The organism is Actinacidiphila yanglinensis, from assembly GCF_900107965.1.
GTDB classification, from domain to species: Bacteria; Actinomycetota; Actinomycetes; order Streptomycetales; family Streptomycetaceae; genus Actinacidiphila; species Actinacidiphila yanglinensis.
Map to the genome: position 1 here is coordinate 208,502 of NZ_FNVU01000002.1, position 23,980 is coordinate 232,481.

Consider the following 23,980-nt stretch of genomic DNA (forward strand, 5'->3'; position numbering starts at 1 on the left):
GCCGGTACTGCACGGTCGACTCGGATCCATGTCAGTCCCCACCTCCTCCGGTCGATCCCCGCTGAGGGATGTCCTTGGTGCGCGAGTGAACGCTCCACTTTAGCAAGCCCCGGCACCCTTCCGGTGCCGCCTTACGGGTTCTGTACGCGTTCTATGCTCGCCGTATGGCTGATGTCCTGGCGCTCGTCGAGGCGCGACTGTCCGAATCCTTCGGCGAGCCGGACGCCCGCGCCGCGATCACCTTCGTCGGCACCGACCGGATCGAGGTGCTCCGCTACACCGCCGGTGACCTGGTGCGTTACGCCACGCTCGGGATGTCCGCACAGCCGATGGCCGACCCGCTCGGCACCGTCGCCGACCCGTTGCGCGGCCCCCGCGGCGAGCTGCTGCTCACCGTCAGGACCGGGCGGGCCGACACCGACAAGGTGCTGCGCCCGCTGGCGGTACTCGCCGCCTCGCCGCAGGTGGAGGGCCTGGTCATCGCGCCCGGCGGCTCCCTGGACACCACCGAGCCGCTCTGGCCCGGCGCCCCGTTCAGCGCGGTGCTCGTCGCCGAACCGGGCGGACTCGTCCCGGACCTCCCGCTCCCGGAGCCTCTCGACCCGGTCCGCTTCCTCCCCCTGCTCCCGATGACCCCCGCGGAGGCCGCCTGGAAGCGCGTCCACGGTGCCGCCGCGCTCCAGGACCGCTGGCTGGCCCAGGAGACGGATCTGCGCGATCCCCTGCGGAGCGCGGCGCCCCTGACCCCCTAGAGGGGCCGCGTCCGCCGGTTGAGGGACCACCTGCCGGTGGGTGGTTGGGAGAAGACCGCCAGCAGCAGGCCCCAGGCGAAGAAGACCGCTCCGGAGCGGTAGGGCGACATGTCCGGCACGAACGGCGTGAACGCCGGCACCGTGAAGAACCGTCGTTGGAGAAGAACGCGGAGGCCGCGGCCGAGGCGAGCCCGCGGTGGCCGAGCGCCTTGAGGGGCTCGGCGAGCGAGGTACGGCGGGCGGGCTTCGGCTGCTTCTCGATGAACAGCGAGATCGCCAGGAACCCGATGGCCATCAGCGCGGCCGTACCGAAGAACGGACAGCGCCACTTCAGGTCGCCGAGCACCGCGCCGAGCGGCGGTCCGGCACAAGCAACTAATGCAAACTACATCTATCCCCGGCCTGGGGGCGGGATGGGCCCAGACGGGTGATCGTCCTTGACGCGGGGAGAGGTGGGGAGGACCGTGGGGATTTATGAGGGGCGAACCCAGTTGCCCGAAGTGCGGTGGCAGGGTCCGTGCGCCCGGCCTCTTCGCCGATTCATGGCAGTGCGACGTGCACGGGACCGTGTACCCGCTCCAGCCTGTGGTGCCCCCCAGTGTCGAAGCCCTCGGCGTCGTCGTGAACCGCTCCCAGGTGCCCGTCTGGATGCCCTGGCCGCTGCCCGTGGGCTGGCTGTTCTCCGGGGTGGCTGCCGCCGGTGACGACCGCAGCGGCGGCCGCGCCACCGCCGTCTCCTGCTCCGGACCCGGACCGCTGGGCGGTCCCGGCGAGCTGATGCTCGTCGCCGAGGAGCTCGGCGTCGGGCTCGGGGCGCGCTTCGCCGGCATCGACGGGCCCGATCCCGGGCCGAACATGTGTGTGAACAAGCCGCCGCACGCGAAGGTCCTCGCGGCCGGCCGCCCCACCCCGCTGTGGCATGTCAACGGCGCGCCCGAGGACCGCGTGGTCTTCGCCGGCGAGGCCCGCGGGCTCTGGCTGTGGGCGATCGTCTGGCCCGAGCAGACCGGGCTGCTCATGTACGACGAGCTCGTCCTCACCGACCTGCGCGACGCCGGCGCCGAGGTCGACCTCCTCCCCTGCGGGGCGCTGGCGCAGCGCCTGCTGACGTAGCTGCTGCCGGCATGGGACCGGGCCGGGCGTCGGCCTACGGCTCAGGGCGGAGGGGCCGGGTGCCGGCCCGGGTTATCCTTGCCCCGGCCCCCTTACCCCCGGCAACCAGCGGAGCGAGTCGTGCGGATAGATCTCCATACGCACTCCACCGCTTCCGACGGCACGGACTCGCCGGCCGAGCTGGTGCGCAACGCCGGGGCGGCCGGGCTGGACGTGGTGGCGCTCACCGACCACGACACCGTGGGCGGTTACACGGAGGCGATCGCCGCGCTGGCCGGGCTGGAGACCTCCGCCCCCCTCACGCTGGTCACCGGCGCGGAGTTGTCGTGCCGCATCGACGGCATCAGCATGCACATGCTTGCCTACCTCTTCGACCCGGCCGAACCCGAGCTGTACCGCGAGCGCGAACTCGTCCGGGACGACCGGGTGCCCAGGGCGCAGGGGATGGTCACCCGGCTCCGCGAGCTGGGCGTGCCGGTGACCTGGGAGCAGGTCGCCCGGATCGCCGGCGACGGCTCGGTGGGCCGCCCGCACATCGCGACCGCGATGGTCGACCTCGGGGTGGTGGGCAGCGTCTCGGAGGCGTTCACCGGGGAGTGGCTGGCCAACGACGGCCGCGCGTACGTCCCCAAGCACGAACTGGACCCCTTCGACGCGGTGCGGCTGGTGAAGGGCGCCGGCGGGGTCACCGTCTTCGCCCACCCCGGAGCGCACAAGCGCGGTGAGACCGTGCCGGACGAGGTGATCGGGGCGCTCGCCGCCGCCGGTCTGGACGGGCTCGAAGTCGACCACGTGGACCATGACCCGGCCACCAGGGCGCGGCTGCGCCTGCTGGCCGCGGAGCACGACCTGCTCACCACCGGGTCGAGCGACTACCACGGCGACCGCAAGACGGTGCGGCTCGGCGAGTGCGCCACCGATCCCGAGGTGTACCGGGAGATCGCGCGGCGGGCCACGGGCGCGGTGCCCATCTCGGCGGTCTAGCGCGCCGGACCCTTCCGGGTCGCCCCGGTCCGCCCTTCGCCGGACCGCGCGCCCCCGACCCCGCCGCCCAGCGGCGGCCGGTCACCCCCCTTCTTCCCCCGGCCCGCCGGCCGGGCGGTGCCTCCCGGCGCCCTTCGGGGCGCCCCCGTGACTTCAGGAAAGCCTGCGCATGTTCGACATCACCCTGTTCGGATCCGTGTTCTTCACCCTGTTCGTGATCATGGATCCGCCCGGGATCACGCCGATCTTCCTCGCCCTGACATCAGGTCGGGCCAGGAAGGTGCAGCGGCGGATGGCGTGGCAGGCAGCGTCCGTGGCGCTCGGGGTGATCACGGTGTTCGGGATCTGCGGCCAGCAGATCCTGGGCTACCTGCACGTGTCGGTGCCCGCGCTGCGGGTGGCCGGCGGGCTGCTGTTGCTGCTGATCGCGCTGGACCTGCTGACCGGGAAGGCGGACGAGCCGACGCAGACCAAGGACGTCAACGTGGCGCTGGTGCCGCTGGGCATGCCGCTGCTGGCCGGGCCGGGCGCGATCGTGACGGTGATCCTCGCGGTGCAGCACGCGCACGGCGTCGGGGAGCAGCTCTCGGTGTGGCTGGCGATCGTGGCGATGCACACGGTGCTGTGGCTGACCATGCGGTACTCGCTGGCGATCATCCGCCTGATCAAGGAGGGCGGTGTGGTGCTGGTGACCCGGCTGTCCGGGATGCTGCTCTCGGCGATCGCCGTGCAGTCGGTGGCCAACGGGATCTTCGGCTTCATCCACGGGGAGGGCTGACCGCATCCAGGAGCACCGGGCCCCGCCCCGGACAGACGAAAGCGCCCCGTACGTCTCTTCGGTACGGGGCGCCGTTGTGTGGGCCTGCGATCAGTCCGCGGGGCGGATGTAGATGCGCTGGCCGAGAGCGGCGGCCTGCTGCACGATCCTGTCGACAGCGTTGGCGTCCACGACGGTGCTGTCCACGGCCTCGCCGTTGACGTCGTCGAGTCGCATGATCTCAAAGCGCATGGGGCTTCTCCCTTCGTCGCGCGTTACATGTGTGGTCAACGAACGCCCCCTTCGAAACATTCCCTAGGCTAAAGAAAAGCTTTCCCCCGTTGACTACTTCCCGGTAAGGGAGTCTTCGTGCCGGCCCTCGGCGTCGTTCCAGAAGGCGATCAGCGCGGCCGCGGTCTCGGCGGGCTGTTCGGCGTTGGGCGAGTGTCCGGCGTCCTTGATCACCACGCGGCGCGCGCCGAGGCGTACCGCCATCTCGTCCAGCCACGGCACCGGCCAGGCGTAGTCCTCCTCGCCGGAGACTACGAGCTTGGGCAGCGGCAGCGCGGCGAGTTCCGCCACTCGGTCCTTTTCTGACATCAACTGGCGTGCGGTGGCAATCAGTTGTTCGGGCCTGGTGCCGATCCAGCGGCGGTGCAGGAAGTCCTCCAGCCACGCCGGGGCGCCCCCCTCCACGTCTCCGCCGCCGTCCGCCGCCACTTCGGCGTCCATCGACCGCATGGCGTGCCAGGCGGTCTCCATGTCCATGGTCGGCAGATGGTCGATCACCAGCTGGGTGCGTACCTGCTGCTGCGCCTCGATCGCCGCCGGGCCGGAGCTCATCAGCGTCAACGAGGCGTAGGCCGCCCGGCGTTCGGGGTGTTCGCCGAGTACCGCGGCGCGCGCGATCTGGCCGCCCAGCGAGTGTCCCAGCAGGTGCAGCGGCGCGCCCGCGCCGTACTCCGTGGCCAGCGCGACCGCCTGGGCGCGGACGTCGGCGGCCAACTCGGCCTGCGCGTACGCCTTTTCGTCCCTCGGGCCGGGGGATTCGTACTGCCCGCGACCGTCCACCGCGACGGCGCGGTAGCCCGCGGCCGTCACCGGTGGCATCAGGTCGAGGAAGTCCTCCTTGCTCCCGGTGAAGCCGGGAACCAGCAGGACGTTCCCCCGGTGCGGCGACCCCTTCGCCGGGGCGCCGTCCAGCACCGCGAACGCGCCCCGCGCCGTCTCCAGGCGGCGGGACACCACGTTCGCGGGCAGCTCAAGCGCGGTCGGTCGACTCATGCAGCGAGATTACGCGCAGCGTATGTCCGCGAGGTTGCGATGAGCGGGCCGATCCGGCCGCGCGCGGCGTTCCGCCGGTTCCGGGACCCCGCGAGGGGCGCGTGGTCCGGGAACCGGCGGAACGGAGCCGCCGGGGTGCTCAGGCCGACGGCGTGGAGCGGGTGCGGCGGCGACGGCGGGGCTTGCGCGGCTCGTCACCGTCGGGAGCGGTGGACTCCACCGCCGGAGCGGCGGCGGGCGCGCTGACCTGGACGGTCTCGGTGGTGACGGTCGTCACGCCGTCCGCGGCGTCCGCGCTGACCGTCGCTCCGCCGCGGGTGCGGCGGCGCTGGCGCGGGGTGCGGGTGCGCGGCGCGCGCTCCTCGACGGGAGCAGCGGGGGTGCGCTCCCGCCCGGCGGAACGGCGGCCGCGGCCACCGGTCTCGCCGAGGTCCTCGACCGCTTCGGCGTCGAGCCCGGCCCGGGTCCGCTCGGCCCGGGGCAGTATCCCCTTGGTGCCCGCGGGGATGCCCAGCAGCTCGTAGAGGTGCGGAGACGTGGAGTACGTCTCCTCCGGGTCGTTGAAGGACAGCTCCAGCGCCTTGTTGATCAGCTGCCAGCGCGGGATGTCGTCCCAGTCGACCAGGGTGATCGCGGTGCCCGAGGCGCCGGCCCGGCCGGTGCGCCCGGTGCGGTGCAGGTACGTCTTCTCGTCTTCCGGCGTCTGGTAGTTGATCACGTGCGTGACGCCTTCGACGTCGATGCCGCGGGCGGCGACGTCGGTGCAGACCAGGACGTCCACCTTGCCGTTGCGGAACGCGCGCAGCGCCTGCTCGCGGGCGCCCTGGCCGAGGTCGCCGTGCACGGCGCCGGCTGCGAAGCCGCGCTTCTCCAGCTGCTCCGCGACGTCGGCCGCGGTGCGCTTGGTGCGGCAGAAGATCATCGCCAGCCCGCGGCTCTCGGCCTGGAGGATGCGGGAGACCAGCTCCACCTTGTCCAGGGAGTGCGCGCGGAAGACGTGCTGGGTGGTGTTCGCCACGGTGGCGCCGTGGTCGTCGGGCGCGGTGGCGCGGATGTGGGTCGGCTGCGACATGTAGCGGCGGGCCAGGCTGATCACGGCACCGGGCATGGTCGCGGAGAAGAGCATGGTCTGGCGCCGCGCGGGCAGCATGGCCATGATCTTCTCGACGTCGGGCAGGAAGCCGAGGTCCAGCATCTCGTCGGCCTCGTCGAGGACGAGCGCGCGTACGTGCCGCAGGTTCAGCTTCTTCTGGCCGGCCAGGTCGAGCAGGCGGCCGGGGGTGCCGACGACCACGTCGACGCCCTTCTTCAGCGCCTCGACCTGCGGTTCGTAGGCCCGGCCGCCGTAGATGGCGACGACCCGGACCGCGCGGACCTTGCCGGCGGTGAGCAGGTCGTTGGTGACCTGCTGGCACAGCTCGCGGGTGGGGACGACGACGAGCGCCTGCGGCGCGTCGGTGAGCTGGTCGTCGGCGGCGCGGCCGGCTTCGACGTCGGCCGCGACGGTGACCCGGTCCAGCAGGGGCAGGCCGAAGCCGAGCGTCTTGCCGGTGCCGGTCTTGGCCTGGCCGATGACGTCGTTGCCCGCGAGGGCGACCGGGAGCGTCATCTCCTGGATCGGGAAGGGACTCGTGATGCCGACGGCCTCAAGGGCTTCGGCGGTCTCGGGGAGGATCCCCAGGCTGCGAAAAGTCGTGGTGGTCAGGATGTTGCCTCTTCTGTGAGACGCGGCACCGGCGGCGAGGGGGTCGAGCAGCCGGTACGTCGGTGGGACGAGCCGGTCACTGACCGCGCAGATGGTTGTACGGCCACAGGTCGGCCGTTCAGGCGCGGGACCGCTGCCCTCGCTCATGCCGCGAGTGGGCCCCTCCCGATGACGGGAAGGCGGTCGGTTCGGAGCCGATCGGGCCACCGACCGGGCATCCAGGTGTTGCATACGTCGCCCGCCGTAGGCCGATGCCGGACCGGCTGTCGACGGGTTCCATACCACTCTACCCCGGAAACACGTAGCTGCACCCGATCAAATGTTTCGTTCGGGACGTCATCGGGTCAGGGCGGCCTCAGTGCGCCCGCTCGGCGGGCGGCCCCCGGGCGCGTCGCGGCGGCCGGGCGCCTCCCGCGGAGAGGGCTCGACGCGGGCCCGGACTTGGCTATTGTGCCCAGCATGGAAACGCCCGCTGAGACGCCCACCGACAACCAGCCCCCCGTGACCGGCATCGCCGCCCAGGACTGGGCCGCCGCGTCCGCGCAGCCTCAGTACCGTGCCGCCGTCGTCGACCTGCTCGGCGCGCTGGCGTACGGCGAGCTGGCCGCCTTCGAACGCCTCGCGGAGGACGCGAAGCTCGCGCCCACCCTCGCGGACAAGGCGGAGCTGGCCGCGATGGCGTCGGCGGAGTTCCACCACTTCGAGCAGTTGCGGGACCGGCTCGCGGAGATCGGCGAGGAGCCGCACGAGGCGATGGCACCGTTCGCCGCGGCCCTCGACGGCTTCCACCGCCAGACCGCGCCCTCGGACTGGCTGGAGGGCCTGGTCAAGGCGTACGTCGGCGACTCGATCGCGTCCGACTTCTACCGCGAGGTCGCGGCGCGGCTGGACACCGACACCCGCACGCTGGTGCTCGCGGTCCTCGACGACACCGGGCACGCGACCTTCGCCGTGGAGAAGGTGCGGGCGGCGATCGAGGCGGAACCCCGGGTCGGCGGGCGGCTCGCGCTGTGGGCGCGGCGGCTGATGGGGGAGGCGCTGTCGCAGGCCCAGCGGGTGGTCGCGGACCGCGACGCCCTGTCCACGATGCTGGTCGGCGGGGTCGCGGACGGCTTCGACCTCGCGGAGGTCGGGCGGATGTTCTCGCGGATCACGGAGGCGCACACGAAGCGGATGGCCTCGCTGGGGCTGGCCGCGTAGCGGGCGTCAGGGGAAGACCTTGGCGTGGCGGCCGCGGCGGGGCGGCCGCGCCAGGACGCTGAGCAGGCTCGCGGAGGTGAGGACGGCCGCGGGGAAGGTGGCCTCGGGGTGGTGGCCGCCGACGATGCTGTAGGCGACGAGGCCGCCGATGACGGCGGCGACCGGGCCGGTCGACAAGGTCAGCGCGTTGACCGCGAGGCGCAGCGGGAAGAGCCGGATCGCGCCCCAGGCGACGAGCAGTCCCAGTGCGGCAAAGGCGACCGCGTACAGAAACATCGTCAAGTCCCTCCGGTGGCGTGCACTTACGGACTCGTTCCGTAACTGCTTCTACCCCGTGGGCCGTCGGTGCAAAGCGCTCTCACCCTTCTGCGCCGCTGTTCGAACCCCTCAGCGGGAAGTTGGGCGGCGCACCACCCGCAGCCCGACCAGATCGGCCTGCTGCACATCGGAGTTGGCGGCGGCGTGCAGCGGCACGATCACCAACCCCCAGGAGAAGCCGGCCCCCCAGCGCCCCATGGTCCGCCCGAACCCGGCCCGCCCGCCGTCGCCGGCGCGCACCACCCGCAGCCCCGTCGGCAGCTTGCCGATGCCGGCGCGGACCGCGGACGACAGCAGGACCTGGTGGACGAAGGAGGCGGCGACCGCACCGGCGAGGGCGGCAAGCCAGAACGCCCGGTCAGTGACCCGAGCAGTGCCCGAGCTACGGCCCGGGCGGGTACGGCTCATCCTGGTTGCCGGACCGTGGGCGCGGCGGACACTGGCCGGAAACGGACGAAGCCGCGGCCCCCCGGAGGGGGACGCGGCTTCGAACCGGTGCTGCGGGCCTGCGTGACCCGAGGGTCAGAGCGCGGCGCCGAAGCCGACCCGGCGGGCGGCGGGCTCGCCGATCTCGACGTAGGCGAGGCGGTCGGCGGGGATGAGGACCTTGCGGCCGTGCTCGTCCTCCAGGGTCAGCAGCTTGCTGGTACCGGACAGCGCGTCGGCGACGGCCGCTTCCACCTCGTCCGCCGACTGCGAGCTCTCGATGTTGATCTCGCGCGGCGCGTGCTGCACGCCGATCTTGACCTCCACGGCTTGGATACCTCCGATGGTCTGGCGGTGTGCGCGGTCGAATCGCGCCGTACGCAGCAAAGACTAGCCCGGCCGGACCTGCGGCACGGGTACGGCGAAAACGCCGTGAGCGAACAGACCCGGACCTGCACCCGGTGCGCGGGAAAGAGGGCCTCCCGACGTCCCCGGGCGCGAAAAGGGCCGGACCGCCAGGTCCGGCCCTCCTCGGCTGCGCGCCCGCGCGCTCAGTGCCTGTCGTCGGGTGCGTGCTCGCCGTGCCCCTCGGCGCCGTGCAGCGGGAACCCGGCGATACCGCGCCAGGCCAGCGAGGTCAGCAGCTGGACCGCGGTGTCGCGCGGCACCCCGCTCCCGCTGGCCAGCCAGTAGCGGGCCACCACCTGGGAGACGCCGCCGAGCCCGACCGCGAGCAGCATGGACTGCTCGGTCGACAGCCCGGTGTCCTCGGCGATCACCTCGCTGATCGCCTCGGCGCACTGGAGGGCGACCTTGTCGACCCGCTCGCGCACCGCGGGCTCGTTGGTCAGGTCGGACTCGAAGACCAGCCGGAAGGCGCCGCCCTCGTCCTCGACGTAGGCGAAGTAGGCGTCCATCGTCGCCTCGACGCGCTTCTTGTTGTCCGTGGTGGACGCCAGCGCCGTGCGCACGGAGTGGAGGAGCGACTCGCAGTGCTGGTCGAGCAGCGCGAGGTAGAGCTCGAGCTTCCCGGGAAAGTGCTGGTAGAGCACGGGTTTGCTGACTCCGGCCCGCTCGGCGATGTCATCCATCGCGGCGGCGTGGTAACCCTGCGCGACGAAGATCTCCTGGGCCGCGCCCAGCAGTTGCTCGCGCCGGGCCCTGCGGGGCAGGCGGGTGCCGCGCGGCCGTGCCGCCTGAGTCTGCTCGATGGCTGTCACGCCGCCTCCCAGTTCTGGTGAAGGTACGAAAGAGCACCGCAATGGCCATCGTACTTTTCAGTAACGACACTGTGCGCCGCGCGGAGGGACATTCTCACTTCCTGGGACCTCCGGGCGGAAGTCCCGGCCGGAACGCGGGGCCGGGGCGGCGGCCGCTCAGCGGTAGTCGTCCTCGTCGAGCGTCACGGTGCGGCGCTGCTCGGCGGCGTCCACCGGGTCCGCCTCGCCGGCCTGGTCCGCCGGGCGCGCGCTCGGCTCGTCGCGCTGCTGGCGCACCTCGGTGTGCTGCTCGGCGGTGTCCGCCTCGGGCGCCTCCAGCGCCAGGCCGTCGTCCTCCTGCGCCGGCTCGGCGGTCTCGGCCGCCTCCGCGTCGTCCCTCCCGTCGTACCGGTCGACCGTGTCCGGATCCTCGCCGGTGTGCTGCTGCGGTGTGCTGCTGCGGGTACTGCTGGTCCTGGTGCCGGGCTGGTCCGACATGGCCCCTCCTCGTACCGGAAATGCGGGAGACACGGGATTACCGCCCCTCACCGAGCCTAGGAGCAGGTGCGCGGCCGCGCAGTGCGGGACCGCCGCGGTGGCGCAGGGGGCGGGCCGTGCCGGCCGCCGCGGATGGCGGCTTTCGATCCCTCACCCACACTTCTGACCGCCTGTGGCAGCGAACACGCAGGCATTGACGTGATCGTCTCGTAATATTGCCGCATGCCCTCGACCGATCTTCCCCGCGCGGCCGTCGCACCGGCGGCCGTACCTCCGGAGGGGCCGCGCCTGGCCAACGGCGAGACGGTGCGGACCGTGGGGCTGCCCGGGCTCAGCCTGGTGGTCCGCTCCGCTGCCGGCGGCGCCCCGGAGCCCGCGCTGTGCGTGCACGGGCTCGGCGGCTCCTCGCAGAACTGGTCCGCGCTGATGGCCCGGCTCTCCGACGTGGTGGCCGCCGAAGCCCCGGACCTGCCGGGATTCGGCCATTCCCCGCCGCCGGACGACGGCGACTACTCGATCCCCGGGCACGCCAGGGCCGTGATCCGGTTGCTGGAGGCGGAGGGGCGCGGCCCGGTCCATCTGTTCGGCAACTCCATGGGCGGCGCGGTGGCGGTCAAGGTCGCCGCGGCCCGGCCGGACCTGGTGCGCACCCTCACCCTGATCTCGCCCGCGCTCCCCGAGGTCCCGCCGCAGTCGACCGCCTGGCCCACCGCGCTGGCCGCGGTGCCCGGCACGACCCGGCTCTACACCCGGCTGACCCGCGACTGGAGCCCGGAGCGCCGAACCGCCGCCCTGCTCTCGCTCTGCTACGGCGATCCGGCGGTGGTCGGCGCGCAGGCCCGCGAGGACGCCGCGGACGAGTACCAGCGGCGGATGGGCCTGCCGTACTTCTGGGACTCGATGGTCCGCTCCACCCGCGGCATCGTCGACGCCTACACCCTCGGCGGGCAGCACGCGCTGTGGCGCCAGGCCGAGCGGGTGCTGGCCCCGACCTTGCTGGTCTACGGCGGGCGCGACAAGCTGGTCTCGATGAAGTCCGCCCGCCGCGCGGCCCGCGCCTTCCGCGACCGGCGGCTGCTGGTCATCCCCGGCAGCGGTCATGTGGCGATGATGGAGCACCCGGTGCTGGTCGACCGGGCCTTCCGCGACCTGCTCTCCGACCTCGCGGCCCGCGAGCGCGAGGGCGGCAACGGCGGCCGGTGGGAGTCCGGCGGCGGATGGAGTACGGGCACGGGTCCGAGTACCGACGCGGCGACCGGGAGCTGATCGAAGGCGTGGGGAAGCACAGCGCGACAGACGGGCAGGACGACCGGGACAACAGGGACCGCCGGACACCCGAGCCGGGCGGCTTCCCGAGCGGCGGCCCGGTCCCCCCGGGTGCCCCCGGCACCGGACGGCGCCGGCGCGGCCCGGCCGAGGACAGCGACTACTTCGCGCCGCTGCGCCCCTCCGACCGCGACGACCCCCCGCGCCCCCACCATCCGGACGACCCGTCGCGGCCGCACGACCCGGACGACCCTCCCGGCCGGCACCCCGAGCACCGCGAGCACGGTGCGTGGGGCGCCGGGGGCACCTGGCCCGCCGCCCGCTCCGCCCGCCGCGACCTGCCGTTCGACCCGGAGGACTGGGCCGCTGACTGGGCGCCGTACGACACCGCGTCCGCGATGAGTTCGCCGGCCGCGCACGGGGTGCAGCCCCGGCACGGTCAGGCCGGCCGGGTCATGCCCCGGCCGCGGCAGGAGTTCCTCGACGCCTTCGACGCGCCCCCGCCGCCGCGCCCGGTGGCGCACCCGCCACCCGGCAACGCCGAGCCCGACGACGACGGCGCGGGCGGCGCCCCCGGCACGCCGGCCGATGACGCCCCCGCTTCCGGCACCCCGGGCGGGTCCGGCCGCGGCAGGGCCCGCGCCCTCACCGGTGTCGCCGCCGCCGCGGCGCTCGCCGCGCTCGCGGTGCTGGGCGGCACCCAGTTCCACCGCGGACACCACCGTCCCGACGACGACGGCACCCCGGCCCCCGGCTCCGGCCCGTCGGCGGGCGAGACGCCGTCGGCGCCGACCACCGCACCCGCCTCGGCGAGCACCGCGACCCCCGCGTCCTACGACGAGCAGATGGCCCGGCAGTACCCGCTCGACCCCGACCTCAGCCTCTCCGGCGCCTTCACCACGGTGCCCGGCCACCAGGCGGCGCCCGGCAAGGGGAAGGTGCTGCGCTTCCGGGTCGACGTCGAGCAGGGGCTGCGCCTCGACCCGCGGCTGTTCTCCGACACCGTCTTCAGCACCCTGAACGATCCGCGGAGTTGGGGCCACGGCGGGTCGATGACGTTCGAGCGGGTCTCCACCGGTCCGGCCGACATCGTCGTCACCCTCGCCAGTCCGGGCACGACCGCCAAGTGGTGTGCGAAGTCCGGCCTCGACACCACCGTCGACAACGTCTCCTGCGACGCGGCGTCCACCCCGCGCACCATGATCAACGCCTACCGCTGGGCCCAGGGCGCCGCCACCTACGGCCCGACCCGGATGCACGCCTACCGCCAGATGCTGATCAACCACGAGGTCGGCCACCGGCTCGGCCACAACCACGTCGGCTGCCCCCGGCAGGGCGCGCTCGCGCCGGTGATGATGCAGCAGACCAAGTACCTGTCGCTGGACGGCGGGCCCACCTGCCGGCCGAACCCCTGGCCGTTCCCGTAGCGCTCGGGCCGCCCTCCATAAGTGATCCTTTGATGATCACCTTGATATGGTTTTGACAAGTACCGGGGAAAGCGTGCACTCTTCTGAGCATGTTGCGCCTCACCCGCCTCTTCGAGCACGCCGGCATCGAGCTGGCTCTCATCGGCGTGGCCGCGCACAGCGTCGCCGACGTGCACTGTCGCTGACGACCTTCGACCCGCCGCGTAGAGGGACGCACACGCCGCCTCCGCCCGGGTCACCTCCGGCTGGTCCCGCCCCAGGGACATCCTTCCCACCCTTTTGTTCACGCGCGCCCAGGCGGCACGCACCCCGCCCTGCCCGACCCCCGCCCGCGCTTCGCTCGTCGAAACCGGCCGGGCGGCGGCACGGCTCGTGAAAGGTTGCACGATGCGTCATCTGTCCCTCTCCTCTCGCCAACTCGGCGTGATAGCCATCGGTCTGGCCCTTGCCGGAGGGACCGTCGCCTGCGGCCCGAAGAACGGCGCCGACGCGAAGGCGAATGACGGCGCGCCCCACAAGGGCGGCACCCTCTACGTGCTCAACAACCAGCCGCAGACCAACTTCGACCCGGCGCGGCTCTACACCACCGGCGGCGGCAACATCCCCGGCCTGATCTACCGCACCCTCACCACCCGCACCCGGGCGAACGGCGCCGCCGGCAACAAGGTCGCCCCCGACCTGGCCACCGACACCGGCGAGCCCAGCAAGAACGCGACGGTGTGGACGTACCACCTCAAGGACGGCCTGAAGTACCAGGACGGCACCGCGATCACCACCGCCGACATCAAGTACGACATCGAGCGGTCCTTCGCCCCCGAACTGTCGGGCGGCGCGCCCTACCTGCGTGACTGGCTGGTCGGCGCGGCGGACTACCAGGGGCCGTACAAGGACCCCAAGGGCCTGTCGGCGATCGAGACGCCCGATGCGAAGACGATCGTCTTCCACCTGAACAAGCCCGAGGGCGACTTCCCGCTGCTGGCCACCCAGACCTCCTTCGCGCCGGTGCCGAAGGCGAAGGACACCGGTGCGAAGTACGCCGACCACCCGGTGTCCTCCGGCCCGTACGAGGTGGTGTCCAACGAGAACAACGGCGAACACCTCGTGCTCAAGCGGAATCCCGAGTGGTCGGCCGCGAGCGACAGCCAGCGCAAGGCGTACCCGGACACCATCGACGTGCAGTCCGGGCTGGACCAGGCCGTGATCAACCAGCGGCTGTCGGCCGGGGTCGGCAAGGACGCGGACGCGGTCACCACCGACACCAACCTCGGCCCGGCCGAACTCGCCAAGATCTCCGGGGACAAGAGCCTGGCCTCGCGGGTCGGCACCGGCCACTTCGGCTACACCGACTACCTCGCCTTCAACCCGAAGGTGAAGCCGTTCGACAACATCAAGGTGCGCGAGGCCATCGCCTACGCGATCAACCGCACCACCGTCGTGAACGCGCAGGGCGGTTCCTCGCTCAACGACCCGGCCACCACCTTCCTGCCCACCCAGGCGGCCTTCGGCTACACGCCGTACGACCCCTTCCCCGCGGGCACGACCGGTGACCCGGCCAAGGCGAAGGAGCTGCTGAAGGAGGCCGGTTACCCGCACGGCCTGACCATCAGCCTCACCCACGACACCGACAAGGGCGGCGAGCAGGGGCCCGAGGTGGCCACCGCGATCCAGGAGGCGCTCAAGCTCGCCGGGATCACTGTCAAGCTCGACGGCGAGGAGCACAACGCCTACGAGGACAAGGTGCACACGGTGAAGTCCGAGCCCGGCGCGTTCCTCGCCGGCTGGGGTGCGGACTGGCCGTCCGGCGGTCCCTTCCTCGGCCCGATCTTCGACGGCCGGCAGATCGTCACCGACGGCGCGAACTTCAACAACGCCCAGCTGAACGACCCCGCGGTGAACAGCGAGATCGACGCCATCAACAAGATCACCGACCTGAAGACGGCGGCGGCCCGCTGGGGCGCGCTGGACAAGAAGATCGGCGCGCAGGCCCTCACCGTCCCGCTCTACCACCCGGTCTACAAGCGGCTGTTCGGCAAGGACATCAAGAACGTCGTGATCAGCGACTGGACCGGTGTGCTCGACGTGGCCCAGGTCGCGGTGAAGTGACGCCGTGACGGTCGAAACCCTCTCGGCCCTGGACGGTGCGGCGGGCGGTGCCGCCGCACCGCCCGCCGGGGCCCGGCAGATCTGGCGACGGCTGCGCGTCCAGCGCGCGGCGCTCGCCGGGGGCGTCGTCATCGTCCTGCTGGTCCTGGTCGCGCTCGCCGCGCCGCTGTTCGCGGCCGTCGAGGGCCAGGACACCACCACCTACCACTCCGGCCTGCTGAACTCGGCGGCCGGCGCGGTGCCCTACGGCTCCTTCGGCGGCGTCAGCGCGCAGCACTGGCTCGGCATCGAACCCGGCACCGGCCGCGACCTGTTCGCGCGGCTCGTCTACGGTGCCCGCACCTCGCTGGGGGTCGCCATCGGCGCCACCGTGCTCCAGGTGCTGATCGGCAGCGCGTTCGGGCTCGCCGCAGGGCTCGGCAACCGTTTCGCGGACGGCCTGCTCAGCCGGATCACCGACGTGTTCGTCACGCTGCCCGCGCTGGTCTTCGCCATCGCCCTGCTGGCGGTGGTGCCGAGCGGCTTCCCCCGGCCGGTCCTGCTCGCGCTCGTGCTCGGGCTGATCTCCTGGGGCAGCATCGCGAAGATCGTCCGGGTCCAGGTGCTCGCCCAGAAGTCGCTGGACTACGTGGCCGCGTCCCGGCTCGCCGGCTCCAGCACGTGGCGCACCGCACGGCGGGAGTTGCTGCCCTCGCTGGTGGCACCCGTGCTCACCTACGCGGCGATCCTGCTGCCCAGCAACATCACGTCCGAGGCCGGGCTCTCCTTCCTCGGTATCGGCGTCAACCCGCCCACCTCCTCATGGGGCCAGATGCTCTCCACCGCCTCCACCTGGTACCAGGCCGACTCCGCCTACGTACTGCTGCCGGCGGCGCTGCTCTTCGCCACGGTGCTGGCCTTCACCGTCTTCGCGGACGGGATACGGGTCGCCCTCGACCCGCGTGCGGCCAGCCGGCTGCGGGTCGGGACGAAGCGGCGGGAGCGCGTGGCCGCGGTACCGGCGGGAGCGGCGGCGGACACAGCGGCGGTTGCCGTGCCGGACGCCGCGTCGGACGACGAGGACGGCACCGCGTGATGGCCCGCTTCGCCGTACGCCGGCTGCTGCAGGCCGTCCTGGTCCTGCTCGTGCTGGCCGCCGTGCTCTACGCCGTGTTCTACCTCGCGCCCGGCGACGCCGCCCGGCTCGCCTGCGGCCCCAAGTGCTCCACCGCCACGGTCGCGCAGATCAGGGAGCAGATGGGGCTCAACGACCCGGTGTACGTGCAGTTCTGGCACTTCCTGCAGGGCATCCTCGCCGGCCACGACTACAGCACCGGCGCCGGGACGCTGCACTGCGCCGCGCCCTGCCTCGGCCAGTCCTACCGGACCGGCGACCTCGTCAGCCACATCATCGCCGAACGGCTGCCCGCCACCGCGTCGCTGGCGCTGGGCGCGATGGTGCTGTGGCTGGCCATCGGCATCGGCACCGGGCTGCTGTCCGCCCTGCGGCGCGGCACGATCGTCGAGCGCCTGCTGACCGGCTTCACGCTGGTCGGCGTCGCCACCCCGGTCTTCATCACCGGCATCCTGCTGCTCCTGCTCTTCTGCTCCTGGCTGCAGTGGCTGCCGTACCCGACGTACGTCCCGCTCACCGACGACCCGCAGCAGTGGGCCTGGAACCTGCTGCTGCCCTGGCTCGCGCTCGCGCTGGTCGAGGCGGCGAAGTACGCCCGCCTGACGCGCAGTTCGATGCTGGAGACGCTCGCGGAGGACCACATCCGGACCTTCCGCGCGTACGGCGTCCGGGAGGGGGCGATCGTCCGGCGGCACGCGCTGCGCGGCGCGCTCACCCCGGTGATCGCGCTGTCCGCCCTGGACCTGGGCACCATGTTCGGCGGCGCGCTGCTGACGGAGACGCTGTTCGGCATCCCCGGCCTCGGCCAGCAACTCGTGCAGTCGGTGCAGTTGAAGGACCTGCCGGTGGTGGTGGGGATCGTGCTGGTGATGGGGCTCGCCGTGGTGGTCGCGAACGCGGTCGCCGACGTGGTGTACGCGGTGGCCGACCGACGGGTGGTACTGACATGACGCTGGTGGAAGTCTCCGACCTGCGGGTGGAGTTCCCGACCGGGGGAGCGGCCGTCCCCGCCGTCGACGGGCTCGGCTTCACCCTCGACGAGGGCGAGGCGCTCGGCCTGGTCGGCGAGTCCGGGTCCGGCAAGAGCGCGACCGCGTACGCGCTGCTCGGGCTGCACCGCGGCACCGGGGCACGGGTCTCCGGCACGGTGCGGGTCGCCGGTACGGACGTGCTCGCCGCCTCCGACGAGGAACTGCGGCGGCTGCGCGGCCGGGTGGCCGCCATGGTCTTCCAGGACCCGCTGTCGTCCCTGGACCCGTACTACGCCGTCGGCGACCAGATCGCCGAGGTCCACCGGGTCCACCACCGCGTGTCACGGGCCGCCGCCCGGGCCCGGGCCGTCGAGGTGCTCCGGCGGGTCGGCATCCCCGATGCCGCGCGCCGGGCCCGGTCCCGGCCGCACGAGTTCAGCGGCGGCATGCGGCAACGGGCGCTGATCGCCATGGCACTGGCGTGCGAGCCGCGCGTGCTCATCGCCGACGAGCCGACCACCGCCCTCGACGTCACCGTCCAGGCGCAGATCCTCGACCTCCTGCACGAACTGCGGTCCGAGGAGGGGCTCGCGCTGCTGCTCGTCACCCACGACCTCGGGGTGGCGGCCGGGAACGTCGACCGGCTGCTGGTCATGCGCAACGGCTCGGCCGTGGAACACGGTCCGGTGGCGGAGGTGCTGCGCGCCCCCGAACACGCCTACACGCGCGCCCTGGTGACGGCGGTGCCCCAGGTGGACGCCGCGCCGGACCGGGTGTCCGCGCAGCCGGCGGCCGGACCCGGCCCCTCCGGACGGGGCGAGGTACTGCTCGAAGCCGTCGGCCTGCGCCGGGAGTTCGGGCGCGGGCGGAACACGGTCGTCGCCGTGCAGGACGCCACGTTCACCGTGCGCGCCGGTGAGACGGTGGGCGTGGTGGGCGAGAGCGGCAGCGGGAAGACCACCCTCGGCCGGATGCTGGTCCGCCTGCTGGACCCGACCGCGGGCGAGATCCGCTACCGCGGCAGGGACATCTCCTCTCTCGGCGACCGGGCGCTGCGCCCGCTGCGCCGCGAGTTGCAGATGGTCTTCCAGGACCCCGTCTCCTCGCTCAACCCCCGCCGCAGCATCGGCGAATCGATCGCCGACCCGCTGCGCGCGGCCGGCGAGCTGACCGACAAGGCCGTCGTCACGAAGGTGAAGGACCTGCTGGAGCGGGTCGGCCTGGAGCCGGACTGGTACCACCGCTATCCGCACGAGTTCAGCGGAGGGCAGCGCCAACGCGTCGGCATCGCCAGGGCGTTGGCGCCGGACCCGAAGCTCGTCGTGTGCGACGAGCCGGTGTCGGCGCTGGACGTCACCACACAGGCGCAAGTGGTGAGCCTGCTGGGCGAGTTGCAGCGGGACCTCGGGCTGTCGCTGGTGTTCGTCGCGCACGACCTGGCCGTGGTGCGGCAGGTCAGCGACCGGGTCGCGGTGATGCGCGACGGCCGGATCGTGGAGACGGGCACGGTGGACGAGGTCTACGAGTCGCCGCAGGACCCCTACACCAAGGGCCTGCTGGCCGCCGTGCCCGTGCTGGACCAGGCCGAGTCGGCCGCGCGCAGGGAGGCGCGGCGGGCGCCGGACGAGACCCCGGCACCGGCTCCCCGGGTCGGGTAAACGTCCGGCCTTCGGGAAAGTTACGACGCTTCACCCCTTTTGGTGGCTCGGCGGACAACCGTCCGCCGAAGCACCGTTGTCCCGGCATAGCGTGCTTCGCGCCGGACCGGTACAGCCGCCGCGCCGCAGGACCGCGCAGCACCCCGACCCGGCAGTGACCGCACATCCGGCACGCCGAGAGGGGGCGCACTCGTGCGCATCGCACTACTCACCGAGGGTGGTTACCCGTATGCGCGAGGTGAAGGAGGTGCGTGGTGCGACCGCCTGGTGCGCGGCCTCGCCCACCACGACTTCGACGTGTACGCGCTCAGCAGGTCGCCGCGGACCGAGGCCGGCGGCCGGGTGGACCCGCCCCCGCCGGTCCAGCGGGTCAGGGCGGAGCGGCTGTGGGGCGAGCCGCCGGCCCCGGTGCGCGGCGGCGGCCGGGCCGAACGCAAGGCCAGGCGGGCCGCGTTCCGCTGGCACTTCGGCGACCTGGCGGCCGCGCTGGCCGGTGCCCCGGACAGCGCCGACCGGCGCCGCCCGGTCCAGGTCCGGGACCGGGCCGACCGGTTCGCGGCCGGGCTGTACGGCCTCGCCGAACTGGCCGCCGAACACGGCGGACTGCCCGAGCTGATACGGAGCGAGGACGCCCTCACCGCACTTGAGGCGGCCTGCCGCGCGCCCGGCGTACGCCCTCTGCTCGGGGACATCGGCGTCACCGAACTCCTCGCCGTGGCCGCCCTGCTGGAGCACCAGCTGCGCCCGCTGTCCCTGCCCTGGTACGGGCCAGGCGAGCTGGGCTCGGCCGACCTGTGCCACGCCGTCTCCGGCGGGCCGGCCACGCTGCCGGGGCTGCTGGCCAAGCGCTTCTGCGGCACGCCGCTGATCGTCACGGAGTACACGGTGCGGGTGCGCGAGGCGCTGCTCGCGCACCGCGCGGCCGGGCTGACCCCGGCGGTACGCGTCCTGCTCGGCGACTACCACCGCCTGCTGGCCGGCGAGTCCTACCGGCAGGCCGCACTCGTCACGCCCGGCTCCACCCACGTACGCCGCTGGCAGGAGCGCTGCGGCGCGCCCGCCGACCGGATCCGCACCGTCCACCCCGGTATCGACGCGGGCCGGTTCGCCCGGGCCGGGGAGGAGGCGGAGGCGGAGGCGAGGCGGCCCGCCGCGCACACCGACCCCACCGTCGCGTGGGTCGGCCGGGCGGACCCCGCGAAGGACCTCGTCGCGCTGCTGCACGCCTTCCACGCGATACAGGCCGAGGAGCCGCAGGCGCGGCTGAGGATCTTCCACGCGCCCGTCACCGACGAGCGCTGCGCCGGATACCTCGGGCACTGCCGGAGCCTGGCCGCCCAGCTCTTCCCCGACGAGGCCGCCCACCCGCATGCCGTCGGGGAGAGTCCGGTCACCTTCGAGGAGATCGGCTCGCCGGGCGCGCCCGAACCCGCGGACGCCTACGCGGCGGGCGACGTCGTCCTGCTCAGCAGCAGCGCCGAGGGCTTCCCGCTCAACCTGGTCGAGGCGATGTTCTGCGGTCGCCCGACGGTCTCCACGGACGTCGGCGCGGTCCGCGAGGTGATCGGCGGCACCGGGCTGATCGTCCCCCCGCGCAACCCGCGCGCGCTCGCCGACGCCGCGCTCGAACTCCTCCGCGGACCCGAGCGCGCCACCCGCCTCGGCGCGGCCGCCCGGGAGCGCGCGCTCGCCCTGTTCACCGTCACCACCTGCGTGCACGCCTTCCGCGACGCCTACCTCTCGGTCGTCGCCCGCCACCCCGTCCCCCGCGAACCCCTGCACGACGCCACCGGAGCGCCCCGCCCCTTCGTCGCCCCCGCGGAAGCCCTCACCCCCTGCCGCTAGGAGTCCTCATGCCACCTCAGGACGAATCGCTTCTGCAGACCTCGGGCGAATCGATTTACCACCCCACGGCCCTGCTGGACGCGGCCCTCGATCACGCCCCCGACGACGCCCCTGACGGCGCCCCTGACGATGCGGCCGACGGGACCCGGGGAGGCGCGGGGGAGGACGGGGCGCACCCGCGGCCGGACACGCCCCCCGGGCCGGCCGCGGGCGACCCCTCGCCGGGGGACGGCGGGGAGAGCGCCGGGAGCGGACCTGACGGGCGGAACCCGCACCCGCGGGCCCTCCCGCGGCGCCGGGGCCCCGCGGACCCGGTCCGCGGGGTGATGCACCTGCACCACGCGATGGTCGCGGGCGCCGCCGACGTGTGGGAGGTCACCGCGGGTCTGGAGGCCCGCGGTGTCACGGACGTCGACGCGCGGCGCCTGCGCCACCGCGACGTCTTCGGGCTCGCGGAGGAACTCTTCGCCCGCGTCCCCCGCACGCATCCGCGCGGCGCGGCCGCCCCCGAGCCGCGCCCCCCGCTGCGGCCCGGCGCCCGCGACCTCGGGCTGCACCTGCTGCCCGGCCTCGGCTGCATCCTGGCCGCGGCCCTGCACGCGCCCGGTCCGGTCGCGGTCGGAGCACTCGCCGCGACCGCGTGGCCCGCGCTGCGCCGGGGGCCGTTACGCACCCCCGCGCACGCCCCGCGCGGCGTCGTGGCGGCCCTGTGCGCCGTCGCGCTGCTCGCCCTGGCCAGGTGCGGCCCGGACCCGATCGGTACCGGGACCCTCGCCGTCCTCGCCCTGACCCTGCTGCCCGCGGCCGGCCTCGCCCGGTGGTTCGCGGGGAGCGCCCGCGCCCAACTCACGCCCAGCCACGGCCTCGCGGACTTCGCCGACGCGGTCCGGCCCCGGCTGATCGCGGCGCTGGCCGGATACGCCGCGACCCTGCTGGTCCTGCTCGCCGTCCTCGGCTCGTTCCGCGGCTCGGCCGTGGGCGCGCTGCTGTTCGCCGCCCGGCTGCTGGCGGTGCACGGCGCGCCCCGTACCGCCGCCGCGGGCCTCGCCGCCGCCGTCGCCGCGCAGGCCGCGCTGACGGCGCTGCTCCCGGCCGGCCCGGCCGAAGCCGTCGCCTGCGGCGGCGCCGCCCTGGCCCTGGCCGCGCACGCGCTGCACCTCGTGCCGCGGGCCTCGGCCCATCGCACCTGACGTCCGTACCACCAACCAGGAGAACCCTCGTGACCTCGCACCGACCGCCCACCGCGCCCGCCGCTCCCACCTCGGAATCGCCGGAAGCGTCCGGAGCACCCGGAGCACCGGAAACGCTGGAGGCACCCGCAGCCCGGACACCGGGAGCCGGACGTCCGGAGGGCCGCCCGCCGGCCGCGCCACCCTGGGCGACCGTGCCCGTCGGCCCCTTCGCGATCCCCGTCCCGCCCGCCTGGCCGGCACCCGAGCCGGTGGAGGGCCGTACGGCAGCGTCCCCCCGGACTCCGTGGGGTGCGCGATGAGAGTGCTGCTGCTCGGGGCCGACGGCTTCATCGGCCGGCACGTCGCGGAACGCCTGCTGGCCGATCCCGCCTGCCAGTTGACCGCGCTGGGCCGCAGCGACGACGCCGACGTGCGGTTCGACCTCGCCACCGGCGCGCCGGGGGTGCTGTCGCGCTTCCTCGACGCGGTCCACCCGGGGGTGGTGGTCAACTGTGCCGGCTCCACCCGGGGCAACGCTCGCGACCTCACCCGGCAGAACATCGTGGCCGTGGCGACCGTCTGCGAGGCGCTGCGCCGCAGCACAGTGGCGGCCCGGCTGGTGCAGGTCGGCTGCGGATCGGAGTACGGGCCCTCGCCGGTCGGCTCCTCCACCGGCGAGGACGCCTCACCGCGGCCGGGCGGCCCGTACGGCGTGAGCAAGCTCGCCGCGACCGAGCTGGTGCTCGGGTCGGGCCTGGACGCCGTGGTGCTGCGGGTGTTCAGCCCCGTCGGGCCGGGCACCCCGACCGGGGCGCCGCTGGGCCGGCTCGCGGAGGCGCTGCGCCGCTCGATGCAGAACGGCGACGGCGAGTTGAAGCTCGGCGGCCTGAGCGCGCAGCGCGACTTCGTGGACGTGCGCGACGTGGCCCGGGCCGTGCACGCCGCGTCGCTGTCGGCCGCGCAGGGCGTGGTGAACATCGGCAGCGGGCGCGCGGTGCGGATGCGGGACATGGCCGCGGCGCTCGCGCACGTCGCGGGGTACGACGGCAACCTCCGCGAGCTGGAGGACCCGCCGCACGCCGCGCCGTACCCGGACGGCTGCGGCCCCTGGCAGCAGGCCGACGTGCGCACCGCCCGCGACCGGCTCGGCTGGCGGCCCCGGATCGGCCTGGAGGAGTCGCTGGCCGACGTCTGGATGGAGGCGGCATGCCGCGTCTGAACCCGGCCGGCACCCGGAGCGGGCCCACCCCGCGCCCGGCGTCCGATCCGCCGCCCTCCGAGCCGGCCCCATCCGAGCCGGCCTCCTCCGACCGTCCCGGTGCCGACCGGCCCTCGCCCGACCGTCCGGGGCCCGGGCGGGCGGGTGCCGGCCGGTCCGGTGCCGGGTCTCCCGTTCCCGGGGCGCGCACCGGCTTCGGGGTGCCGCTGTTCGCGCACCCGCTGGTCGCGCCGGCGGAGTGGGCCGAGCTGGCCCGGCCGGGAGCGCCGGTGGACTGGGCCGCCTTCGACGTCTCCGCCGGGCCCGGCAGCCGCTCGGACCCGCTCTACGCGGAAGCGCTCGGCCGCGTCCGTGAGAACGGCGTCCCGCTCCTCGGACGCCTGGACGCGGTCTACGGCACCAGGCCGTACGGCGAGCTGGTCACCGATGCCTCCCGCTACCTGGACTGGTACCGGGTGGACGGCTTCTACCTCGACCGGGCGCCGACGCTGCGGGCCGAGACCGCCGAGTGCCGCCGGACCGCCGCGACCCTGCGGGCGCTGCTGCCCGACGGCGGCCGGGTGGTGCTCGCGCCGGGCGCCCACCCCTACCCCGGCTATGCCGAGTTCGCCGACCAGCTGGTGGTCTTCGCCGGGCCGTGGACGCGCTACCGGTGGTCGGAGGTGCCGCAGTGGACGGCGGCCTACCCGCCGGGGCTGTTCGCGCACCTGGTGCACGGGCTGCCCGCGACCCATCTGGACGCCGCGCTGCGGATCGCGCGCTGGCAGGGTGCGGGCACCGTGTACATGACCGACCGTACGGACCGGGACGGCGCGGACCCGTGGGCGGGCCTGGCCGGCTACTGGAGCGAGGCGGTCCGCCGGGTGCGGGAGGAGCCGTCGCCCAGCATGTGACCGGAAGCCGTCTCGGCCCTCGGACCGGGTGTCTTGGAATGAAGGAGGGCGTGGCAGTGTTACAAGGCCAGGATGT

At 73.8% G+C, this 23,980-nt stretch carries 23 protein-coding genes and 2 pseudogenes; 16 read left to right on the forward strand and 9 right to left on the reverse strand.

Features of this window, described 5'->3' with window-relative positions; genetic code table 11:
* Positions 1-164 precede the first annotated feature (164 nt).
* A complete protein-coding gene (locus C4U44_RS04885) occupies positions 165-752 on the forward strand; it encodes a suppressor of fused domain protein (protein WP_103884361.1) in 588 nt (195 codons plus the stop codon).
* A 47-nt stretch (positions 753-799) separates the two neighbouring features.
* Here the strand turns inward: C4U44_RS04885 and C4U44_RS04890 are convergent.
* Positions 800-1,128 (reverse strand): annotated as a pseudogene (locus tag C4U44_RS04890) (MFS transporter); the annotation flags it as partial.
* 98 nt (positions 1,129-1,226) lie between these two features.
* Between C4U44_RS04890 and C4U44_RS04895 the strand changes: the two are divergent.
* The 3 genes from C4U44_RS04895 (at position 1,227) to C4U44_RS04905 (ending at position 3,627) form a co-directional block, all read left to right on the forward strand.
* The gene (locus C4U44_RS04895) at positions 1,227-1,865 is read left to right on the forward strand and encodes a DUF6758 family protein (RefSeq protein ID WP_103884362.1); all 639 of its coding nucleotides are present in this window, start codon (positions 1,227-1,229) and stop codon (positions 1,863-1,865) included.
* A 120-nt stretch (positions 1,866-1,985) separates the two neighbouring features.
* Complete coding sequence (locus tag C4U44_RS04900) at positions 1,986-2,849, forward strand: PHP domain-containing protein (RefSeq protein WP_103884363.1); 864 nt, start codon at positions 1,986-1,988, stop codon at positions 2,847-2,849.
* Positions 2,850-3,018: 169 nt separating this feature from the next.
* Positions 3,019-3,627 (forward strand): MarC family protein, encoded by a 609-nt coding sequence (locus C4U44_RS04905; RefSeq protein ID WP_103884364.1) that lies wholly within the window; start codon positions 3,019-3,021, stop codon positions 3,625-3,627.
* Positions 3,628-3,717: 90 nt separating this feature from the next.
* Here the strand turns inward: C4U44_RS04905 and C4U44_RS41850 are convergent, their stop codons facing one another.
* The 3 genes and pseudogenes from C4U44_RS41850 to C4U44_RS04915 all read right to left on the reverse strand — a co-directional run.
* Positions 3,718-3,858: a hypothetical protein gene (locus tag C4U44_RS41850; protein WP_200823142.1), complete on the reverse strand. Its 141-nt coding sequence runs from the start codon at positions 3,856-3,858 to the stop codon at positions 3,718-3,720.
* A gap of 93 nt (positions 3,859-3,951) precedes the next feature.
* Positions 3,952-4,890, reverse strand: coding sequence for an alpha/beta fold hydrolase (locus C4U44_RS04910; RefSeq protein ID WP_103884365.1), 939 nt, complete (start codon positions 4,888-4,890; stop codon positions 3,952-3,954).
* Between the two features lie 298 nt (positions 4,891-5,188).
* Positions 5,189-6,646, reverse strand: a pseudogene (locus C4U44_RS04915) (DEAD/DEAH box helicase); the annotation flags it as partial.
* Between the two features lie 408 nt (positions 6,647-7,054).
* On the opposite strand from C4U44_RS04915, the gene C4U44_RS04920 reads away from it, so the two are divergent.
* Positions 7,055-7,795, forward strand: a complete 741-nt coding sequence (locus C4U44_RS04920) for a ferritin-like fold-containing protein (protein ID WP_103884366.1) — start codon at positions 7,055-7,057, stop codon at positions 7,793-7,795.
* A gap of 6 nt (positions 7,796-7,801) precedes the next feature.
* On the opposite strand, the gene C4U44_RS04925 is transcribed toward C4U44_RS04920, so the two are convergent.
* The 5 genes from C4U44_RS04925 to C4U44_RS04945 all read right to left on the reverse strand — a co-directional run bounded on the left by C4U44_RS04925 (position 7,802) and on the right by C4U44_RS04945 (position 10,236).
* Entirely contained in the window at positions 7,802-8,071 is a 270-nt protein-coding gene (locus C4U44_RS04925; protein WP_103884367.1) for a hypothetical protein, read from the reverse strand.
* A gap of 111 nt (positions 8,072-8,182) precedes the next feature.
* Entirely contained in the window at positions 8,183-8,521 is a 339-nt protein-coding gene (locus C4U44_RS04930) for an RDD family protein (RefSeq protein WP_103884368.1), read from the reverse strand.
* A gap of 114 nt (positions 8,522-8,635) precedes the next feature.
* On the reverse strand, positions 8,636-8,866 hold the full coding sequence (locus C4U44_RS04935; RefSeq protein ID WP_200823143.1) for a DUF3107 domain-containing protein: 231 nt from the start codon (positions 8,864-8,866) through the stop codon (positions 8,636-8,638).
* Between the two features lie 224 nt (positions 8,867-9,090).
* Complete coding sequence (locus C4U44_RS04940; RefSeq protein ID WP_103884369.1) at positions 9,091-9,759, reverse strand: TetR/AcrR family transcriptional regulator; 669 nt, start codon at positions 9,757-9,759, stop codon at positions 9,091-9,093.
* Positions 9,760-9,915: 156 nt separating this feature from the next.
* Positions 9,916-10,236, reverse strand: a complete 321-nt coding sequence (locus C4U44_RS04945; RefSeq protein ID WP_200823144.1) for a hypothetical protein — start codon at positions 10,234-10,236, stop codon at positions 9,916-9,918.
* A gap of 222 nt (positions 10,237-10,458) precedes the next feature.
* On the opposite strand from C4U44_RS04945, the gene C4U44_RS04950 reads away from it, so the two are divergent.
* The 11 genes from C4U44_RS04950 (at position 10,459) to C4U44_RS04995 (ending at position 23,904) form a co-directional block, all read left to right on the forward strand.
* A complete protein-coding gene (locus C4U44_RS04950; RefSeq protein ID WP_103884370.1) occupies positions 10,459-11,502 on the forward strand; it encodes an alpha/beta fold hydrolase in 1,044 nt (347 codons plus the stop codon).
* Positions 11,454-12,929, forward strand: a complete 1,476-nt coding sequence (locus C4U44_RS04955; RefSeq protein WP_103884371.1) for a DUF3152 domain-containing protein — start codon at positions 11,454-11,456, stop codon at positions 12,927-12,929. Before C4U44_RS04950 ends, C4U44_RS04955 begins: the two co-directional genes overlap by 49 nt.
* An 89-nt stretch (positions 12,930-13,018) precedes the next feature.
* On the forward strand, positions 13,019-13,114 hold the full coding sequence (locus C4U44_RS43410) for an Ms4533A family Cys-rich leader peptide (RefSeq protein ID WP_322973555.1): 96 nt from the start codon (positions 13,019-13,021) through the stop codon (positions 13,112-13,114).
* Positions 13,115-13,316: 202 nt separating this feature from the next.
* Positions 13,317-15,032, forward strand: coding sequence for an ABC transporter substrate-binding protein (locus C4U44_RS04960; RefSeq protein WP_103884372.1), 1,716 nt, complete (start codon positions 13,317-13,319; stop codon positions 15,030-15,032).
* A 4-nt stretch (positions 15,033-15,036) separates the two neighbouring features.
* A complete protein-coding gene (locus tag C4U44_RS04965) occupies positions 15,037-16,107 on the forward strand; it encodes an ABC transporter permease (protein WP_103884373.1) in 1,071 nt (356 codons plus the stop codon).
* Positions 16,107-17,096 (forward strand): ABC transporter permease, encoded by a 990-nt coding sequence (locus tag C4U44_RS04970; RefSeq protein ID WP_103884374.1) that lies wholly within the window; start codon positions 16,107-16,109, stop codon positions 17,094-17,096. Before C4U44_RS04965 ends, C4U44_RS04970 begins: the two co-directional genes overlap by 1 nt.
* Positions 17,093-18,775, forward strand: a complete 1,683-nt coding sequence (locus C4U44_RS04975; RefSeq protein ID WP_103884375.1) for an ABC transporter ATP-binding protein — start codon at positions 17,093-17,095, stop codon at positions 18,773-18,775. Before C4U44_RS04970 ends, C4U44_RS04975 begins: the two co-directional genes overlap by 4 nt.
* A 192-nt stretch (positions 18,776-18,967) precedes the next feature.
* A complete protein-coding gene (locus tag C4U44_RS04980) occupies positions 18,968-20,620 on the forward strand; it encodes a DUF3492 domain-containing protein (RefSeq protein ID WP_103884376.1) in 1,653 nt (550 codons plus the stop codon).
* Between the two features lie 8 nt (positions 20,621-20,628).
* Positions 20,629-21,810 carry a hypothetical protein gene (locus tag C4U44_RS04985; protein ID WP_103884377.1) on the forward strand — a complete coding sequence of 394 codons (1,182 nt, stop codon included), beginning with the start codon at positions 20,629-20,631 and terminating at the stop codon, positions 21,808-21,810.
* Between the two features lie 298 nt (positions 21,811-22,108).
* A complete protein-coding gene (locus C4U44_RS04990; protein WP_103884378.1) occupies positions 22,109-23,011 on the forward strand; it encodes an NAD-dependent epimerase/dehydratase family protein in 903 nt (300 codons plus the stop codon).
* Positions 22,999-23,904 carry a spherulation-specific family 4 protein gene (locus C4U44_RS04995; protein ID WP_235031810.1) on the forward strand — a complete coding sequence of 302 codons (906 nt, stop codon included), beginning with the start codon at positions 22,999-23,001 and terminating at the stop codon, positions 23,902-23,904. Before C4U44_RS04990 ends, C4U44_RS04995 begins: the two co-directional genes overlap by 13 nt.
* Positions 23,905-23,980: the final 76 nt, after the last annotated feature.

Excerpts from the sequence above, each read along its gene's own strand:
- C4U44_RS04985 (WP_103884377.1), top strand. The coding sequence starts at position 20,629 with ATGCCACCTCAGGACGAATCGCTTCTGCAGACCTCGGGCGAATCGATT.
- C4U44_RS04970 (WP_103884374.1), top strand. The coding sequence starts at position 16,107 with ATGGCCCGCTTCGCCGTACGCCGGCTGCTGCAGGCCGTCCTGGTCCTG.
- C4U44_RS04960 (WP_103884372.1), top strand. The coding sequence starts at position 13,317 with ATGCGTCATCTGTCCCTCTCCTCTCGCCAACTCGGCGTGATAGCCATC.
- C4U44_RS04925 (WP_103884367.1), bottom strand. The coding sequence starts at position 8,071 with ATGTTTCTGTACGCGGTCGCCTTTGCCGCACTGGGACTGCTCGTCGCC.
- C4U44_RS04910 (WP_103884365.1), bottom strand. The coding sequence starts at position 4,890 with ATGAGTCGACCGACCGCGCTTGAGCTGCCCGCGAACGTGGTGTCCCGC.
- C4U44_RS04905 (WP_103884364.1), top strand. The coding sequence starts at position 3,019 with ATGTTCGACATCACCCTGTTCGGATCCGTGTTCTTCACCCTGTTCGTG.
- C4U44_RS04920 (WP_103884366.1), top strand. The coding sequence starts at position 7,055 with ATGGAAACGCCCGCTGAGACGCCCACCGACAACCAGCCCCCCGTGACC.
- C4U44_RS04950 (WP_103884370.1), top strand. The coding sequence starts at position 10,459 with ATGCCCTCGACCGATCTTCCCCGCGCGGCCGTCGCACCGGCGGCCGTA.
- C4U44_RS04885 (WP_103884361.1), top strand. The coding sequence starts at position 165 with ATGGCTGATGTCCTGGCGCTCGTCGAGGCGCGACTGTCCGAATCCTTC.
- C4U44_RS04955 (WP_103884371.1), top strand. The coding sequence starts at position 11,454 with ATGGAGTACGGGCACGGGTCCGAGTACCGACGCGGCGACCGGGAGCTG.
- C4U44_RS41850 (WP_200823142.1), bottom strand. The coding sequence starts at position 3,858 with ATGCGCTTTGAGATCATGCGACTCGACGACGTCAACGGCGAGGCCGTG.
- C4U44_RS04990 (WP_103884378.1), top strand. The coding sequence starts at position 22,109 with ATGAGAGTGCTGCTGCTCGGGGCCGACGGCTTCATCGGCCGGCACGTC.
- C4U44_RS43410 (WP_322973555.1), top strand. The coding sequence starts at position 13,019 with ATGTTGCGCCTCACCCGCCTCTTCGAGCACGCCGGCATCGAGCTGGCT.
- C4U44_RS04895 (WP_103884362.1), top strand. The coding sequence starts at position 1,227 with ATGAGGGGCGAACCCAGTTGCCCGAAGTGCGGTGGCAGGGTCCGTGCG.
- C4U44_RS04945 (WP_200823144.1), bottom strand. The coding sequence starts at position 10,236 with ATGTCGGACCAGCCCGGCACCAGGACCAGCAGTACCCGCAGCAGCACA.
- C4U44_RS04975 (WP_103884375.1), top strand. The coding sequence starts at position 17,093 with ATGACGCTGGTGGAAGTCTCCGACCTGCGGGTGGAGTTCCCGACCGGG.
- C4U44_RS04930 (WP_103884368.1), bottom strand. The coding sequence starts at position 8,521 with ATGAGCCGTACCCGCCCGGGCCGTAGCTCGGGCACTGCTCGGGTCACT.
- C4U44_RS04995 (WP_235031810.1), top strand. The coding sequence starts at position 22,999 with ATGCCGCGTCTGAACCCGGCCGGCACCCGGAGCGGGCCCACCCCGCGC.